Genomic DNA, 14522 nt, shown 5'->3' on the forward strand with positions numbered 1-14522 from the left:
CCTACTCCCCGGCGTCGGAGGACTGCTGGGCGTTCTGCGCGCTGCCGGCCCGATTCTGCCCGGAGGAACGACGACGCCGCCGACGCCGCTTGGCGCCGCCCTCGCCCGAGGTCTCCACGGACGTCTCCCGCGTGGAGCTCTCACCCTGACCGGTCCCGCGGGAGCCCTCGCCGTCGCCGGAGCGGGGACGGCGGGAGCGGTCTGCCGAACCGCCCGCGTCGGAACCGCCGGAGCGCCGGCGGTCGGAGCCCGAGCCGCCCGAGCGGCGTCGTTCCCCGGAGCTTCCGCGGGAGCCGCCCGCGGAGCGCTTGTCGTCGCGGCGGGGGCGGGCGTCCCCGAGGTCCTCGAGCTCCTCGGCGTCGAGGCCCTCGAGGGTGCGCTGGGACTTGGGCAGCCTGCCCTTGACCGTGCGCGGGATGCTCAGGTCCGTGTAGAGGTGCTCGGAGGACGAGTAGGTCTCCACGGGCTCCGGGACGCCGAGCTCCAGCGCCTTGTCGATCAGACGCCAGCGGGGGACGTCGTCCCAGTCCACGAACGTGATGGCCGTGCCCTTGTTGCCCGCGCGGCCCGTGCGGCCCGTGCGGTGCAGGTAGGTCTTCTCGTCCTCGGGGCACTGGAAGTTGATGACGTGCGTGACGTCCTCCACGTCGATGCCGCGCGCGGCGACGTCCGTGGCCACGAGCACGTCCACCTTGGAGTTGCGGAACGCGCGCAGCGCCTGCTCACGGGCGCCCTGGCCCAGGTCCCCGTGCAGGGGAGCGGCCGCGAAGCCGCGGTGGATGAGCTCGTCCGCGAGCTTGGCCGCGGCGCGCTTGGTGCGCGTGAAGATGATGCTGCGCCCGCGGCCCTCGGCCTGCAGGATGCGCGCGACCACCTCGTCCTTGTCCAGGTGGTGGGCGCGGTAGATGACCTGGCGGATGTCCTTCTTGGTGGTGCCCTCGTCCGGGGCCGCCGCGCGGATGTGCATGGGGTGGGTCATGTACCGGCGGGCCATGGCGACCACGGGACCCGGCATGGTGGCCGAGAACAGCATGGTCTGGCGCACCTCGGGAACGGCGGCCAGCAGCTTCTCCACGTCCGGGAGGAAGCCCAGGTCCAGCATCTCGTCCGCCTCGTCCAGCACGACCATGCGCACGTGGCTCAGGTCCAGGAAGTGCTGACGGTTCAGGTCGATCAGGCGCCCGGGGGTGCCCACGACGACCTCCACGCCCTTCTCGAGCTCGGCGATCTGCGACTCGTACGGGCGTCCGCCGTAGATGGTGGCCACGCGGGCGTTGCGGGTCTTCGCGGCGATCGCGAGGTCGCTGCCCACCTGAACGGCGAGCTCACGCGTGGGGACCACGATCAGGGCCTGCGGGGCGCCGGGCTTCTTCAGCTGCTCCCAGCCCTCGTCGTCCCGGCCCACCGCACGCTGCAGGGCGGGGATGCCGAAGCCCAGGGTCTTTCCGGTGCCCGTCTTGGCCTGGCCGATGATGTCCTGCCCCGAGAGGGCGATGGGCAGCGTCATCGCCTGGATGGGGAAGGGAGAGGTGATGCCGTGGGCCGCGAGGGCGGCCACGATGTCCTGGCGGACCCCGAAGTCCGCGAACGAGGACTCCGCCACGGGCTCGGCGGTCTCGATGGCCTGCACCCCGGCCTCGTCGGGCTCGGGGGCGTCCTGCTCGGGTGTTGCGGTGATGTCGGTCAAAACGATCCTTCACGGGTAGGCGCGGGGCACCGGCACCGGGTCTCGTGCGCCTGCCGTCCTGCGGGGGACGGGCACGGCGCGAGCCGGGGGCCACCGCGCGAGTGTGAGGAAGCCGATCGTGAAACGCACCCCGCCCGGGCGCTCAGCGGAGGGCGCGTGCGCCCTCCGGGCGCGGTGCCGGAGCGGGTGGAAAGTGAACCTGACGGTCTCTTGGGACGACCGGTCATCCTGCTAGACGAGCCCAGTGTACCCGCAACACGAGAGGCCGGAACGGGACGACGCCCCCGGGACGGGGGCGTCGTGGCGCGCCGCTCGGGCGCGGCGGATGGTTCGGGGAGCTCAGGCGACGGGGGCGAAGCCCACCTTCCGGCGGGTCTCCTTGCCGGTCTCCACGTAGCCGATGCTCGCCGCGGGGACCATGGCGGTGCCGCCCTTGGTGTCCTCCAGCACGAGGGGGGATCCGGAGGACAGCGCCTCGGTCACCCTGGCCCGCACCTCGTCAGCGGACAGGTCGCTGTTGAGCATGAGCACCTGCGAGACGTTCTGGATGCCGATCTTGATTTCCATGGATACCCTCCTGCGACGGTCCCGGCCGCTGCGCGCGGAGCGGGACGGTGTGCTGCGGACCGGACGCGCCGTGCGGGGACGGGGCGTCAGTCCCGGTCGTTGCGGCCCAGTCTAGGAGCAGGCTCCGGGCGCTCCTCGCTGAGGGACTTGATTCCGCCCCAGGCTAAACGGAAGATCCGGTCCTGGACCTCCTCGCGCGACCCGGACTCCGGGTGGCGGATCCAGTAGATCGCGGAGGTCTGCACCATGTTCACGAGACCGCGCGAGAGCAGCATGGCCTGCGCGGGCGGGGCGCCCGTGGTGGGTCCCAGCAGGGCGGCCACGGCGCTTGCGACCCCCTCCGAGAAGTCGTCCAGCTGGGCGGCGACCTCCGGGAAGGACATCACGTCCGCGCTGAACACCAGACGGTGGGCCTGGGGGTGGCTGTGCACGAAGTCGAAGTGCGTGACGATCACGTTGCGCACCCGCTCCCGGTGCGTGTCCGACTCCGAGAGTGACTCCTCCAGGCGCCCGGACAGCTCGCGCAGCGTGTGCTCCACCAGCGCCAGGAAGAGGTCCCGTTTGCCGGGGAAGTGCTGGTACAGGACGGGTTTGGACACCCCGGCGGCGGCCGCGATCTCGTCCATGGACGTGGCGTGGTAGCCGCCGTCCGAGAACACCCGCAGGGCGGTGTCCAGCAGCTGCTCGCGGCGCTGGTCCCGGCTCATGCGGCGGGCGCGCGTGGGCGCGGTGCGGGAGGCGGGATCGCGGTCGTCGACGGCTGTCATGGGGTTCTCCTCTGCGGACGGCGGTGTCCGTGGTGGCATCAGCTCGCCGCGCGGGGGCGCGGGGTGTCTGTGGGGGCTTCTGCGGCGGGGGTCCGCGCGGCGTCGTCGGAGCCGTGCGGGGACACGACCTCCAGGCCGTAGAGCGCCTCCAGGCCCGTGATGTACTCGTCCGCACGGCCCTCCGCGGCCAGTTGGCGGGCGCGCACGGTGGGGGTGTGCAGCAGGGACTTGACCATGCGCCGCATGGCCATCTCGATCTGCTCCTCCGCGCCGGTGCAGCCGTGGTGCGTGCGGACCTTCTCGAGCTCGGCGTCCAGGACGGCCATGGTGTGCTTGCGCAGGGCCACGATGGCCTGGTCCATGCTCCGGGCGTTCTGCGCCGCCTCGAATCCCGCCGCGGCGCGCTCCACGATCTCCCGGGCCGCGCTCACCGACTCCCGGGTCTCCTCCGGGGCGGCCACGCGCACGGACTCCAGGGTGATCAGCTCCACGTCCGGCAGGTCCGCGACGGCGGGGTCGAAGTCCCGCGCGAGTGCCAGGTCGACCACGGTGCGGGGACCGCCCGGGAACGCGGACGCGGGCATGGGGGCGGATCCGCCGGAGCAGCCGATGACGACGTCCGCGCGGCGCAGGGCCGCGGGCAGCTCGACCCCGGTCACGGGGGAGCCGCCGCGCTGGTCCGTGAACTGCTCCGCGCGCCCGGAGCCCGAGTAGACCTCGATGTCCGCGCAGCCGCGGTCCCGCAGGGCGGCCATCGTGGCTCCTGCATACGCTCCCGTGCCGAACACGAGGGCGTGCCGACGGGGCCAGTCCCCGGGGGTGATGTCGTCCGCGAGGTCGAGGGCCACGGAGACGATGGAGCGGCCACGCTCTCCCAGGCCGGTGTGGGCGCCCACCTCCCGGGCGGTGCGCGCGGCGGCCTCGAAGAGCTGCACGAGGTGGCCGGAGGCGGTTCCCGACTGCCGGGCCTGCGTGAGCGCGCGGCGCACCTGGCCGGTGATCTCGCGTTCCCCCACCACGGCGGACTCGAGTCCGGAGACCACGGTGAACAGGTGCCGGGGCACCTCGGGGCCCTGGTAGGCGTCCATGGTCTCCAGCACGAAACGGGCGTCGAGACCCGCCCGTTCCGCGATCCGTGCGGCGAGCTGCTGCTGCGCGGTGAGGACGTCGCACGGGCCGTGGTCGGGGAGCTCACCGTAGAGCTCCAGACGGTTGCACGTGGACAGCGTGACGGCCCCCTCGAGCGCACCACGGGCCACGGCGTCCTCGGCCACTCCGAGGGCACCGGTGCTCAGCCGCGCGACGGTGTTGAGGTCCACGGACCGGTGCGATGCGACAAGACAGAAGAGAACCACAATCAAGCCATCCTAGAGGAAGTCCTTCTCGTGCGCCCAGCATAGCCACCCGCGGGGCGGCTCCCGGGTCCCGCTGGTGCGCCGCACCCGCCGCGGACGGTCCGTCATCAAAACGCGTCGGTGCCCTTTGGCACAATGGGAGGCACTATGGCACCCCACAACGAGCGTCCCGCAGCGTCCCGCGACCCCCGCCCCGCAGACCCCGCCGCAGCACCGGGGGCCGGTGCCCCGCGCACGGGGGAGGGCGGCGTCGGCGACGACTGGGAGCGGCGCCTGACGGCCCTGCCCGCGGGCCACCCCCTGCGCTCCGAGGGGGTCGCGCAGTCCCCGCTCGTGCGCACCCTGCGCGGGCTGCCCGCCGCCCACACGCCGGTGTGGTTCATGCGCCAGGCCGGGCGCTCGATGCCCGAGTACCGTGCGGCCCGCGAGGGGACGGGCATGCTCGAGGCGTGCCTGACCCCGGAGCTGGCGGCGGAGATCACCCTGCAGCCCGTGCGACGCCACGGGGTGGACGCCGCCATCTTCTTCTCCGACATCGTGGTGCCCATGAAGCTCTCGGGCGTGGGTGTGGACATCGTGGCCGGGCGCGGTCCCGTCCTGGAGCACCCCGTGCGCACGGCCGCGGACGTCGCCGCGCTCCCCGAGCTCGCGGACGCGGACCTGGACCCCATCCGCGAGGCGGTGGCCCGCACGGTCGCGGAGCTCGGGGACACCCCGCTCATCGGCTTCGCGGGCGCCCCGTTCACGATCGCCGCGTACGCCGTGGAGGGCGGGCCGTCCCGCGACCACCTGCGCCCGCGCACGATGATGCACGCGGACCCGCAGTCCTGGGAGGCCCTGGCGCAGTGGGCCGCCCGCACCTCGGGCGCCTTCCTGCGGGCCCAGGTGGAGGCCGGGGCGTCCGCGGTGCAGCTGTTCGACTCGTGGGCCGGTTCGCTGTCCCTGGGGGACTACGAGGCGCACGTCCAGCGCCACTCCGCGGACGCGCTCGCGGCGGTGGCGGAGCTCGGGGTCCCGCGCATCCACTTCGGCACCGGCACGGGTGAGCTGCTCGCCGCCATGCGGGACGCCGGGGCGGACGCCGTGGGCGTGGACTACAGGATTCCCCTGGACGAGGCCTCCCGGCGCCTGGGCGGGCGTACCGTGGTGCAGGGCAACATCGACCCCGCCCTGCTCCCCGCACCGCGCGAGGTGCTGCACGAGCACACCCGGGACGTCCTGCGCCGCGGCCGCTCGGCTCCCGGCCACGTGGTCAACCTGGGCCACGGCGTCCCGCCCGAGACCGACCCGGACGTCCTGAGCGAACTGGTGACCTTCATCCACAAGGAGACTCGGTGACAACTTCCTCCGGTGACACGCGCGGCAGCGCCACGCGGCGGCCCCGCACCGCACTCGTGGTGGGCGGCGGGGTGGCGGGTCTCACGGCCGCGCGCGACCTCGCCGCGGCCGGGCTGCGCGTGACCCTCGTGGAGGCCTCCGACCACTTCGGCGGCGCCGTGGGTGCCCACCAGGTGGCGGGCCTCGTGCTCGACTCGGGGGCGGAGTCCTTCGCCACCCGCTCCGACGCCGTTCCCCAGCTCATGGCCGAGCTGGGTCTCTCGGACCGGATGGTCACGCCCGATCCCGCCGGCTCGTGGCTGTGCCTGCCCGAGGGCGCCGTTCCGGCGCCGCGCTCGGGTGTGCTGGGCATCCCTGCGGATCCCACCGACCCCGAGCTGCGGGTACCGCTCGGCCGGGCCGGCACCTCGCGCGCCCGCCTGGACCGCATGCTGCCCGCCCGCGTGGGAGCGGGGGAGCGCACGGTGGGCGGTCTCGTGCGCGCCCGCATGGGACAGCGCGTGGTGGACCGGCTCGTGAGCCCGTTCGTCTCCGGGGTCTACTCCACGCACCCGGACCAGCTGGACGTCGACGCCGTCGCGCCCGGTCTGCGCGCGAGGATGCGTGAGCTCGGCAGCCTGGGGGCCGCGGCCGGCGCCCTGCGCAGCGCGAGCCCCGCGGGGGCGAACGTGGCCGGGATCGACGGCGGCATGAACCTGCTCAGCGAACGCCTCGTGCGGGACGCCGAACGGCTGGGCGTCAAGCTCGTGACCCGCTACGACGTGATCGCCCTGGACCGCGACCCCCGGCGCCAGGGCTGGATGGTCATCCAGCGCCAGCCCACCAACGGGGACAAGACCGCGGTGGCCCGCGGCGAGCTGCTCGTGGTGGCCGCGGACGGGCCCACGTCGGTGCGGCTCATGGGCTCGCACATGCCGGACGCCCAGAACTACACGCCGCGCTCCGGGCCGCGGATCGCGCTCGCGACCCTCGTGCTGGACTGCCCGGCACTGGACAGCGCGCCGCGCGGCACGGGCGTGCTCGTGAGCGACGACGTCCGGGACGTCCGCGCCAAGGCGCTCACCCACTCGAGCGCCAAGTGGCAGTGGGTGGCCCGCGAGGCCGGGGCGCACCGCCACGTGGTGCGGCTCTCCTACGGCCGCGCGACCCCGCGGGGCTCGGGACCCTCTCCCGAGGTGACCCTGGAGGACAAGCACCTGATCTCCCTGGCCCTCGGGGACGCGAGCACCCTGTTCGGCGTGCCCATCGAGCCGTCGCAGCTCGTGGGCGCGGACGTGGTCCGCTGGCACGCGGTGCTGCCCCGCACGGACGCCGGGCACACCGCGCGGGCCACCGGTTTCCGGCGGGCCCTCACCGACATCCCCGACGCCGTGGCGGTCGGTGCCTGGCTCTCGGGCACCGGACTCGCCGCGGTCGTCACGGACACCCGGCAGCAGGTCGCCAGGCTGCTCGCCCGGCACGGATTCGACGCGGGCACGTGACGTGCCGCGCGGGGGGGCGGGGCGGCGTCGTCGACGACGCCCGCGTCCACCGCGCGCCGCACGGGCCACGGCGAACGAGAAGAGAAGAACGCGAAAGGAAGTGCAGCATGACGGAGCACGCAACGAGGACCGGACAGGGCGCGGACGAGCGCGCCGGGCACGAGGGCGAGGGAACGCTGTACTGGGCCGGGTACACCGTGCTGGAGCGCACCGGGCAGCGGCCGCAGGACGCGGACTCACCGGCGAACCGGGAGTCCTTCGACGCGCTGGTGGCGCGGCTGGCCGAGCGCGACGTGAGCGTTCGCGGCGTCTACGACGTCTCCGGGATGCGCGAGGGCGCGGACCTCATGGTCTGGCTCACCGGCAAGGAGCCGGACGAGCTGCAGGCGGCCATCCGCGAGCTGCGCCGGGAGCCCCTGCTGGCCGGGACGAAGCAGTCCTGGAACGCCATGGGCGTGCACCGCGAGGCGGAGTTCACCTCCAACCACTCCCCGGCGTTCGCGCGCGGCGCCGAGGCCCAGAAGTGGGTGTGCGTCTACCCGTTCGTGCGCTCCTACGAGTGGTACTACATGAACCCGCAGCGCCGCGGGGAGATGCTCAAGAACCACGGCATGAAGGCCCGTGAGTACCCCCAGGTGCTCGCGAACACCATCGCGTGCTTCGGGCTCAACGACTTCGAGTGGCTGCTGGCCCTGGAGGCGCCGGAGCTCGTGGACCTCGTGGACATCATGCGCCACTTCCGCAACACCGAGGCCCGCCTGCACGTGCGCGAGGAGACCCCGTTCTACACGGGCCGACGGATCACCACCGAAGAGATCGCCGAGGTGCTCGACTGAGATGACCACCGACCAGCAGACCAACGCGCTCAGCGCCGCGCGCGCCAACGACCCGCACGCGTTCGACGCACTGATCCTCTCGTCCTTCGGGGGCCCCGAGGGTCAGGAGGACGTGATCCCGTTCCTGCGCAACGTCACCCGCGGGCGCGGCATCCCCGACGAGCGGCTCGAGGAGGTGGCCACCCACTACCGTGCGAACGGCGGTGTGAGCCCCATCAACGCCCAGAACCGGGCGCTGCGGGACGCCCTGGAGGGCGAACTGCGCGGGCGCGGCATCGACCTGCCCATCCTGCTCGCCAACCGCAACTGGGACCCGTACGTGGCGGACGTGCTGCGGCAGTGCCACGCGAGCGGCTACAAGGACCTGCTCGTGCTGGCCACGAGCGCGTACTCGGGCTACTCCAGCTGCCGCCAGTACCGCGAGGACTACGGCGTGGGCCTGGAGGAGACGGGACTGCAGGACGAGCTGCACGTGGAGAAGATCCGGCAGTACTACGACTCCGAGGGCTTCCTCCGCCCGTACGCCGGCAAGCTGCGGGACTCCCTGCTGGCCCTGCGCGAGCGCACGGACGGTGCGCTGCGCGTGCTGTTCACCACCCACTCCGTGCCCATGACGGACGCGAACGCCGCAGGGCCCCAGCGGATGAGCTTCGAGGGCGACTCCGCCTACGTGGCGCAGCACCTCGCGGCCGCGCGGTGGATCGTGGAGCAGGTGGGGGAGCCCATGGACGGTGTGGAGTGGGAGCTCGTGTACCAGTCCCGCTCCGGGCCCCCGCAGGTGCCGTGGCTCGAGCCGGACATCTGCGACGTCATCGAGGGACTGCCCGAGAAGGACGTCACCGGCGTGGCCGTGGTGCCCCTGGGATTCGTGTCCGACCACATGGAGGTGCTGTGGGACCTGGACACCGAGGCACGGGAGGCCGCGGCTGCGGCCGGACTGGAGTTCGAGCGCATCCCCACCGCCGGCACGGACCCGGACTTCGTGGCCGCGCTCGCGGACCTCGTGGAGCAGCGGCTGGGTACGCCCACCGCGCCCCCGCGGATCTCGGCGTGCGCCCAGGGCACGTGGTTCGACACGTGCGCCCCGGACTGCTGCGTGAAGGTGCTGCGCGGGCAGAACGAACCCCGCCCCACCATCGCCCAGCGACCGGTGGGCGAGCCCATCCCCGTGGGTCTGGACGAGAACGGCGAGGTGATCCGCCGGTGACCGCTGCCGTGTTCACGGTGGGGACCCGGGGCTCCCAGCTGGCCATGACCCAGAGCCGCTGGGCGGCCGAGGCGGTCACCCGTGCCGGGGGTCCCGAGCACGAGCTCGTCACGGTGCGCACCGAGGGGGACGTCCTGACGGGGCCGCTGTCCCAGCTGGGCGGCACCGGGGTGTTCGCCACCGCGTTGCGCGCGCAGGTGCTGGACGGCCGGGTGGACCTCGCGGTGCACTCGCTCAAGGACCTCCCCACGGCTCCCGTGGCGGGTCTGCGGATCGCGGCGCTGCCCGAGCGCGAGGACCCGCGGGACGCCCTGTGCGCCCGGGACGGTCTCACGCTCGCGCAGCTTCCCGAGGGCGCCGCCGTGGGCACCGGCTCACCGCGGCGCGTGGCGCAGCTGAGGGCCCTGCGCCCGGACCTGCGCATCGTCGACATCCGCGGCAACGTGGGCACCCGCCTGAACCGGGTGCACCCCGGGGACCTGGACGCGGTGGTGCTCGCGGCCTCCGGGCTGCGCCGCCTGGGGCTGGAGGGACGGATCACGGAGTACCTGGACCCGCACATGATGCTGCCCGCCCCCGGCCAGGGAGCGCTGGCGCTCGAGGTGAGCGCGGATCTGAACCCGGACTCGGACCTCGCCCGCGGTCTCGCGGCGGTGGACCACGGGCCCACGCGGCTCGCGGTCACGGCCGAGCGCGCGGTGCTCGCCCAGCTCGAGGCCGGGTGCGCAGCGCCCGTGGGCACGTTCGCGCGGCTCGAGGGCGGTGTCCTCTCCCTCGACGTGGTCGTGGCGAACCCGGACGGCTCCGAGGTGATGCGCCGCAGCGAGACGCTCGCGGAGCCCACCGCGTCCGGCGCCGAGGCCTTCGGTCGGCGCGTCGCGGACGACCTGCTGGCCCACGGCGCCGACCGGCTGGCTCGGCTGACCCTGTGAGCGCCCCCCGCGTGCTCGTCACCCGCGACCCCGCCGCCGCGCTGCCCCTGGCGGTGCTGCTGCGGGAGTGCGGGTGCGAGCCGCTCGCCGCCCGGCTGCTGGAGGCCCAGCTGCCCGCGGACACGCGTCCCCTGCGCCGACTGCTGCGGGAGGCCACGGAACCCGCGGTCCCCACGTGGCTCTGCGTCACCTCCGCCACCACCGTGGCCGCCCTGGCCGCGGTCGCGGAGTCCCCGGACTGGGGCGCCGTGCTCGACGCCGCCCGGCGGGGCGCGTCCGGGTCCGCACCCGCCGGGGGCGGCAGGCTTGGGCTGCGCACCGCCTCGGTGGGCGCCGCCACCACCCGGGCTCTCGGGGAGTACGGTGTGGGCGTGGACTTCGCGCCGTCGAGCGCTTCCAGCGCGGCGGGAATGCTCGCGGAGTGGCCCGAGGACCCGCGGGCCGTGCCGAGCGCGCAGACGTGCCGGGTGCTGCTGCCGGTCTCGTCGCTCGCGTCCCGCACGCTGCAGGACGGTCTCACCGACCGGGGGTACCGCGTGGAGCGCGTGAGCGCGTACGAGACGGTTCCGGCCCCGGCGGCGCGCCCCCTGGCGAGCGGCCCGGTGCCCACGGATGCACCTCCGGAGTGGACCTCCGAGCACGCACGGGCGGCGTGCGCCACCGGCGCGGTGGCCGCCGTGGTGGTCACGGCGCCGTCCCGAGCCGCGGCGCTGCTGAACGGGAACACCCCGGCGGAGGACGTCGCGTGGGTCGCCATCGGGGAGCCCACGGCGCAGGCCCTGCGGCACCACGGCGTGGCTCCGGTGACCGCGGCGCAGCCCACGCCGGACGCGCTCGCGGCGGCGGTCGGCGCGGCATTGCGCCGGCCAGCCGGTTCCGGCACGAGCAGAACGACCCGCACGACCTAGACCTCAGGAGATCTGCAGATGAACGACGACGACGTGTCCTACGACCTCGTGTCCCGCCCCCGGCGGCTGCGCAGCACACCGGCCATGCGCCGGTTCGTGGCCGAGACCAGGGTGGACCCCTCCGACCTGATCCTGCCGGTGTTCGTCAAGGAGGGGCTCCGCGAACCGCAGCCCCTGTCCTCGATGCCCGGTGTGGTCCAGCACAGCATGGACTCGCTCCAGCGCGCGGCTGCGGAGGCCGTGGAGCTCGGGCTGGGCGGCTTCATGCTGTTCGGCGTCCCCGAGACCCGTGACGCCGTGGGCTCCGCGGCGCTGGACCCGGACGGGATCCTGAACCGCGGCATCCGTGCGGTGCGCGAGGAGGTGGGGGACGACGTCGTCGTGATGTCGGACCTGTGCCTGGACGAGTTCACGGACCACGGCCACTGCGGGGTGCTGGACGCGCAGGGCCGCGTGGACAACGACCGCACCCTGGAGATCTACGGGCGCATGGGCGTGGCCCAGGCCGAGGCCGGGGCGCACATGCTGGGCCCGTCCGGGATGATGGACGGACAGGTGGGTGTGATCCGCGCGGCACTGGACGCCGCGGGCCACGAGGACGTCTCGATCCTCGCGTACACCGCCAAGTACTCGTCCGCGTTCTACGGCCCGTTCCGTGAAGCCGTGGACTCCACGCTCACGGGGGACCGCAAGACCTACCAGATGGATCCCGCGAACCGCCGGGAGGCGCTGCTGGAGCTGCAGACGGACCTGGACGAGGGCGCGGACATGGTCATGGTCAAGCCCGCGATGAGCTACCTCGACATCCTGCGGGAGGTCGCGGACGCCTCACCCGTGCCCGTCTCCGCGTACCAGATCTCCGGGGAGTACGCCATGATCGAGGCCGCCTCGGCCAACGGCTGGATCGACCGGGAGGCCGCCATCCGGGAGTCCGTGCTGTCCATCAAGCGCGCCGGCGCGGACTCCATCCTGACCTACTACGCCACCGAACTCGCCCGCTGGCTCCGGCAGGACAACGGCCGGTAACTGCTCTCAGGCCGCGGTGCAGAGCCGCGCGCCACGGTGTCCCCGGGACCCGCTCCCGGCGAAAGGAATGAAGTGATCTCATGAGTGTTTCGCAGGAACTGTTCGACCGTGCCCGCCGCGTGATGCCCGGGGGCGTGAACTCGCCGGTGCGCGCGTTCAACTCCGTGGGGGGCACCCCGCCGTTCATCGCGGCCGCCAAGGGCCCGTACCTCACGGACGTGGACGGACGGGAGTACGTGGACCTCGTGTGCTCGTGGGGCCCCGCGCTGATCGGCCACGCGCACCCCGTGGTCACGGAGGCGGTGCACGAGGCCGTGGAGCGCGGGCTCGGCTTCGGCGCCACCACGCGCGGGGAGACCGAGCTCGCGGAGCTCGTGGTGGACCGTGTGGCACCGCTCGAGGAGATCCGCATGGTCTCCACGGGCACGGAGGCCACCATGACGGCGCTGCGCCTCGCCCGCGGGTACACGGGCCGGGACCTCGTGGTGAAGTTCGCGGGCTGCTACCACGGCCATGTGGACTCGCTGCTCTCCGAGGCCGGTTCCGGTCTGGCGACCCTCGCGTTGCCGGGCTCCGCGGGCGTCACAGCGGCCACGGCCGCTCAGACGCTGGTGCTGCCGTACAACGACGTCGCCGCGCTCGAGGCCGTGTTCGCGGAGCACCCCGGGGAGATCGCCGCGGTGATCACCGAGTCCGCGCCGTGCAACATGGGCGTGGTCACCCCCGAGGACGGCTTCAACGCCGCCATCCGCCGCCTCACCCAGGAGCACGGTGCGCTGATGGTCCTGGACGAGGTGCTCACCGGGTTCCGCGTGCACGAGGCCGGGTACTGGGGGCTGAGCAACGCCAGGGGCGAGAGCTGGGCGCCGGACCTGTTCACGTTCGGCAAGGTCATCGGCGGCGGACTGCCCACCGCCGCGCTGGGCGGACGCCGCGAGATCATGGAGCACCTGGCCCCCACCGGGCCGGTCTACCAGGCGGGCACCCTGTCCGGGAACCCGGTGGCCATGGCCGCGGGGCTCGCCACCCTCAAGTGCGCGGACGCGGTGGCCTACCAGACCATCGACCGCCGTTCCGAGCAGCTGCGTGCCGGTCTGCGCGAGGCGCTCGACGCCGCCGGGGTGGACTACTCCATCCAGGAGGCGGGAAACCTGTTCTCGGTCGCGTTCGGCACGGGCGCCACCGGGGTCCACGACTACGCGGACGCCAAGGGCCAGGAGACCTTCCGGTACACGCCGTTCTTCCACTCCATGCTGGACGCCGGCGTCTACCTGCCGCCCTCGGTGTTCGAGGCGTGGTTCCTCTCCGCCGCGCACGACGACTCCGCAATGGACCGGATCCTCTCGGCGCTGCCCGCCGCCGCGCAGGCGGCAGCGGCGGCCGAACCCCCGCAGGCCTGATCCGTCCCCTGCCACGGCCCGCTGGGGCGGTTTCGGGCGGGGCACGGCACGACGACGGCGCGGCACCCGGGTGGGTGCCGCGCCGTCGTCGTCTGCCAGGGGCCGGAGGGACGACCCTGTCGCGGCTCGCCGGGCTCGCTAGAGTCGCGGATGCACGGGCCACGTGCCGTCCACCACGGCGGCGGGGTCCTTGCGGCGGAAGTACTCCTGCAGGGAGGTAGCCTGCTCCGCGGCCCAGCCGATCTGCCGCTCGTGCAGCGCGGCCGCGGGCTGGCGAAGCTCGGTGAACCGCTCGGCCATGGCGCTCGCGAGCCGTTCGGTGGCCAGCGCGTCCGCCGCGGAGGTGTGGGCGGCGTCGAGCACCACGCCGTACTCCTCGCACAGGGCGCCCAGGGTGCGCTTGCCGCGCCGGTAGCGGTGCACCTGCTTATTGAGCACGAACGGGTCCAGCACGGGGTGCGGCTGCGGGGCGGGGAGGCCGTGGCGCTCGGTCTCCCGCGTCAGCACCGTGAGGTCGTAGGCGGCGTTGAACGCCAGCACGGGGGTGCCCTCGCGCCAGAAACCCGCGAGCAGCTCGGCGAGCTCGGCGGTTACCTCGGCGAGCGGGCGGCCCTCGGCGCGGGCCCGTTCCGTGGAGACACCGTGCACCGCGGCCGCCTCCTCCGGGATCTCGACCCCGGGGTCCGCGAGCCACTCCCACTCCCGGAGCACCTCACCGGCGGGGGAGACCAGCACCACGGACGCCGTCACGATGCGCGCCTGCTGCGGGTCACGGCCCGTGGTCTCCAGGTCGAAGCACGCGCGGGGAGCCTCCGTCCAGGCTGCGGGGCGGGACGCCGGCGCCTCGAAGAGGGCGGGCTGCTCCGCGCCCGCCGCACGGGACGCGGCCGGTTCCCCGGTGGGCGGGGGTGCGTCGAAGAGGGCGGGCTGGGCGTCGTCGGGATGCTGCGGGGAGGCCATGGACCCACGGTACCGGGCGTGCTCCAGGTCCTTATGGATGTCGGAGCGCCGTGGTGGG

13 protein-coding genes are annotated in these 14522 nt (G+C 73.8%); 8 read left to right on the forward strand and 5 right to left on the reverse strand.

The features are described from left to right. Window position 1: 1 nt before the first annotated feature. The 4 genes from EAE32_RS05230 to EAE32_RS05245 form a co-directional block, all read right to left on the reverse strand. Window positions 2-1687 (reverse strand): DEAD/DEAH box helicase, encoded by a 1686-nt coding sequence (locus EAE32_RS05230; RefSeq protein ID WP_121864376.1) that lies wholly within the window; start codon window positions 1685-1687, stop codon window positions 2-4. Between the two features lie 339 nt (window positions 1688-2026). Beyond that, window positions 2027-2254 carry a DUF3107 domain-containing protein gene (locus tag EAE32_RS05235; protein WP_121845044.1) on the reverse strand — a complete coding sequence of 76 codons (228 nt, stop codon included), beginning with the start codon at window positions 2252-2254 and terminating at the stop codon, window positions 2027-2029. A gap of 86 nt (window positions 2255-2340) precedes the next feature. Beyond that, window positions 2341-3021 (reverse strand): TetR/AcrR family transcriptional regulator, encoded by a 681-nt coding sequence (locus EAE32_RS05240; protein ID WP_240624986.1) that lies wholly within the window; start codon window positions 3019-3021, stop codon window positions 2341-2343. A 38-nt stretch (window positions 3022-3059) separates the two neighbouring features. Further along, window positions 3060-4376: a glutamyl-tRNA reductase gene (locus EAE32_RS05245; RefSeq protein WP_121864377.1), complete on the reverse strand. Its 1317-nt coding sequence runs from the start codon at window positions 4374-4376 to the stop codon at window positions 3060-3062. 147 nt (window positions 4377-4523) lie between these two features. Between EAE32_RS05245 and hemE the strand changes: the two genes are divergently transcribed. The 8 genes from hemE to hemL all read left to right on the forward strand — a co-directional run bounded on the left by hemE (window position 4524) and on the right by hemL (window position 13504). Further along, on the forward strand, window positions 4524-5714 hold the full coding sequence (gene hemE, locus EAE32_RS05250) for a uroporphyrinogen decarboxylase (protein WP_121864378.1): 1191 nt from the start codon (window positions 4524-4526) through the stop codon (window positions 5712-5714). Beyond that, entirely contained in the window at window positions 5711-7195 is a 1485-nt protein-coding gene (hemG, locus tag EAE32_RS05255) for a protoporphyrinogen oxidase (protein WP_121864379.1), read from the forward strand. The genes hemE and hemG overlap by 4 nt, the downstream gene beginning before the upstream one ends. A gap of 107 nt (window positions 7196-7302) precedes the next feature. Continuing rightward, the gene (hemQ, locus tag EAE32_RS05260) at window positions 7303-8031 is read left to right on the forward strand and encodes a hydrogen peroxide-dependent heme synthase (protein ID WP_206059889.1); all 729 of its coding nucleotides are present in this window, start codon (window positions 7303-7305) and stop codon (window positions 8029-8031) included. A 1-nt stretch (window position 8032) separates the two neighbouring features. Then, window positions 8033-9238, forward strand: coding sequence for a ferrochelatase (locus EAE32_RS05265; protein ID WP_121864380.1), 1206 nt, complete (start codon window positions 8033-8035; stop codon window positions 9236-9238). After that, a complete protein-coding gene (gene hemC / locus EAE32_RS05270; protein ID WP_121864381.1) occupies window positions 9235-10170 on the forward strand; it encodes a hydroxymethylbilane synthase in 936 nt (311 codons plus the stop codon). The genes EAE32_RS05265 and hemC overlap by 4 nt, the downstream gene beginning before the upstream one ends. After that, window positions 10167-11078 (forward strand): uroporphyrinogen-III synthase, encoded by a 912-nt coding sequence (locus EAE32_RS05275; protein WP_121864382.1) that lies wholly within the window; start codon window positions 10167-10169, stop codon window positions 11076-11078. The genes hemC and EAE32_RS05275 overlap by 4 nt, the downstream gene beginning before the upstream one ends. 18 nt (window positions 11079-11096) lie before the next feature. Continuing rightward, complete coding sequence (gene hemB, locus EAE32_RS05280; protein WP_121846496.1) at window positions 11097-12104, forward strand: porphobilinogen synthase; 1008 nt, start codon at window positions 11097-11099, stop codon at window positions 12102-12104. An 80-nt stretch (window positions 12105-12184) separates the two neighbouring features. Next, entirely contained in the window at window positions 12185-13504 is a 1320-nt protein-coding gene (hemL, locus tag EAE32_RS05285; RefSeq protein WP_121846495.1) for a glutamate-1-semialdehyde 2,1-aminomutase, read from the forward strand. Between the two features lie 138 nt (window positions 13505-13642). Here the strand turns inward: hemL and EAE32_RS05290 are convergent, their stop codons facing one another. After that, window positions 13643-14464: a 3'-5' exonuclease gene (locus EAE32_RS05290; protein ID WP_243635586.1), complete on the reverse strand. Its 822-nt coding sequence runs from the start codon at window positions 14462-14464 to the stop codon at window positions 13643-13645. Window positions 14465-14522 lie beyond the last annotated feature (58 nt).

This window comes from Kocuria tytonicola (genome assembly GCF_003687175.1).
GTDB classification, from domain to species: domain Bacteria; phylum Actinomycetota; class Actinomycetes; order Actinomycetales; family Micrococcaceae; genus Kocuria; species Kocuria tytonicola.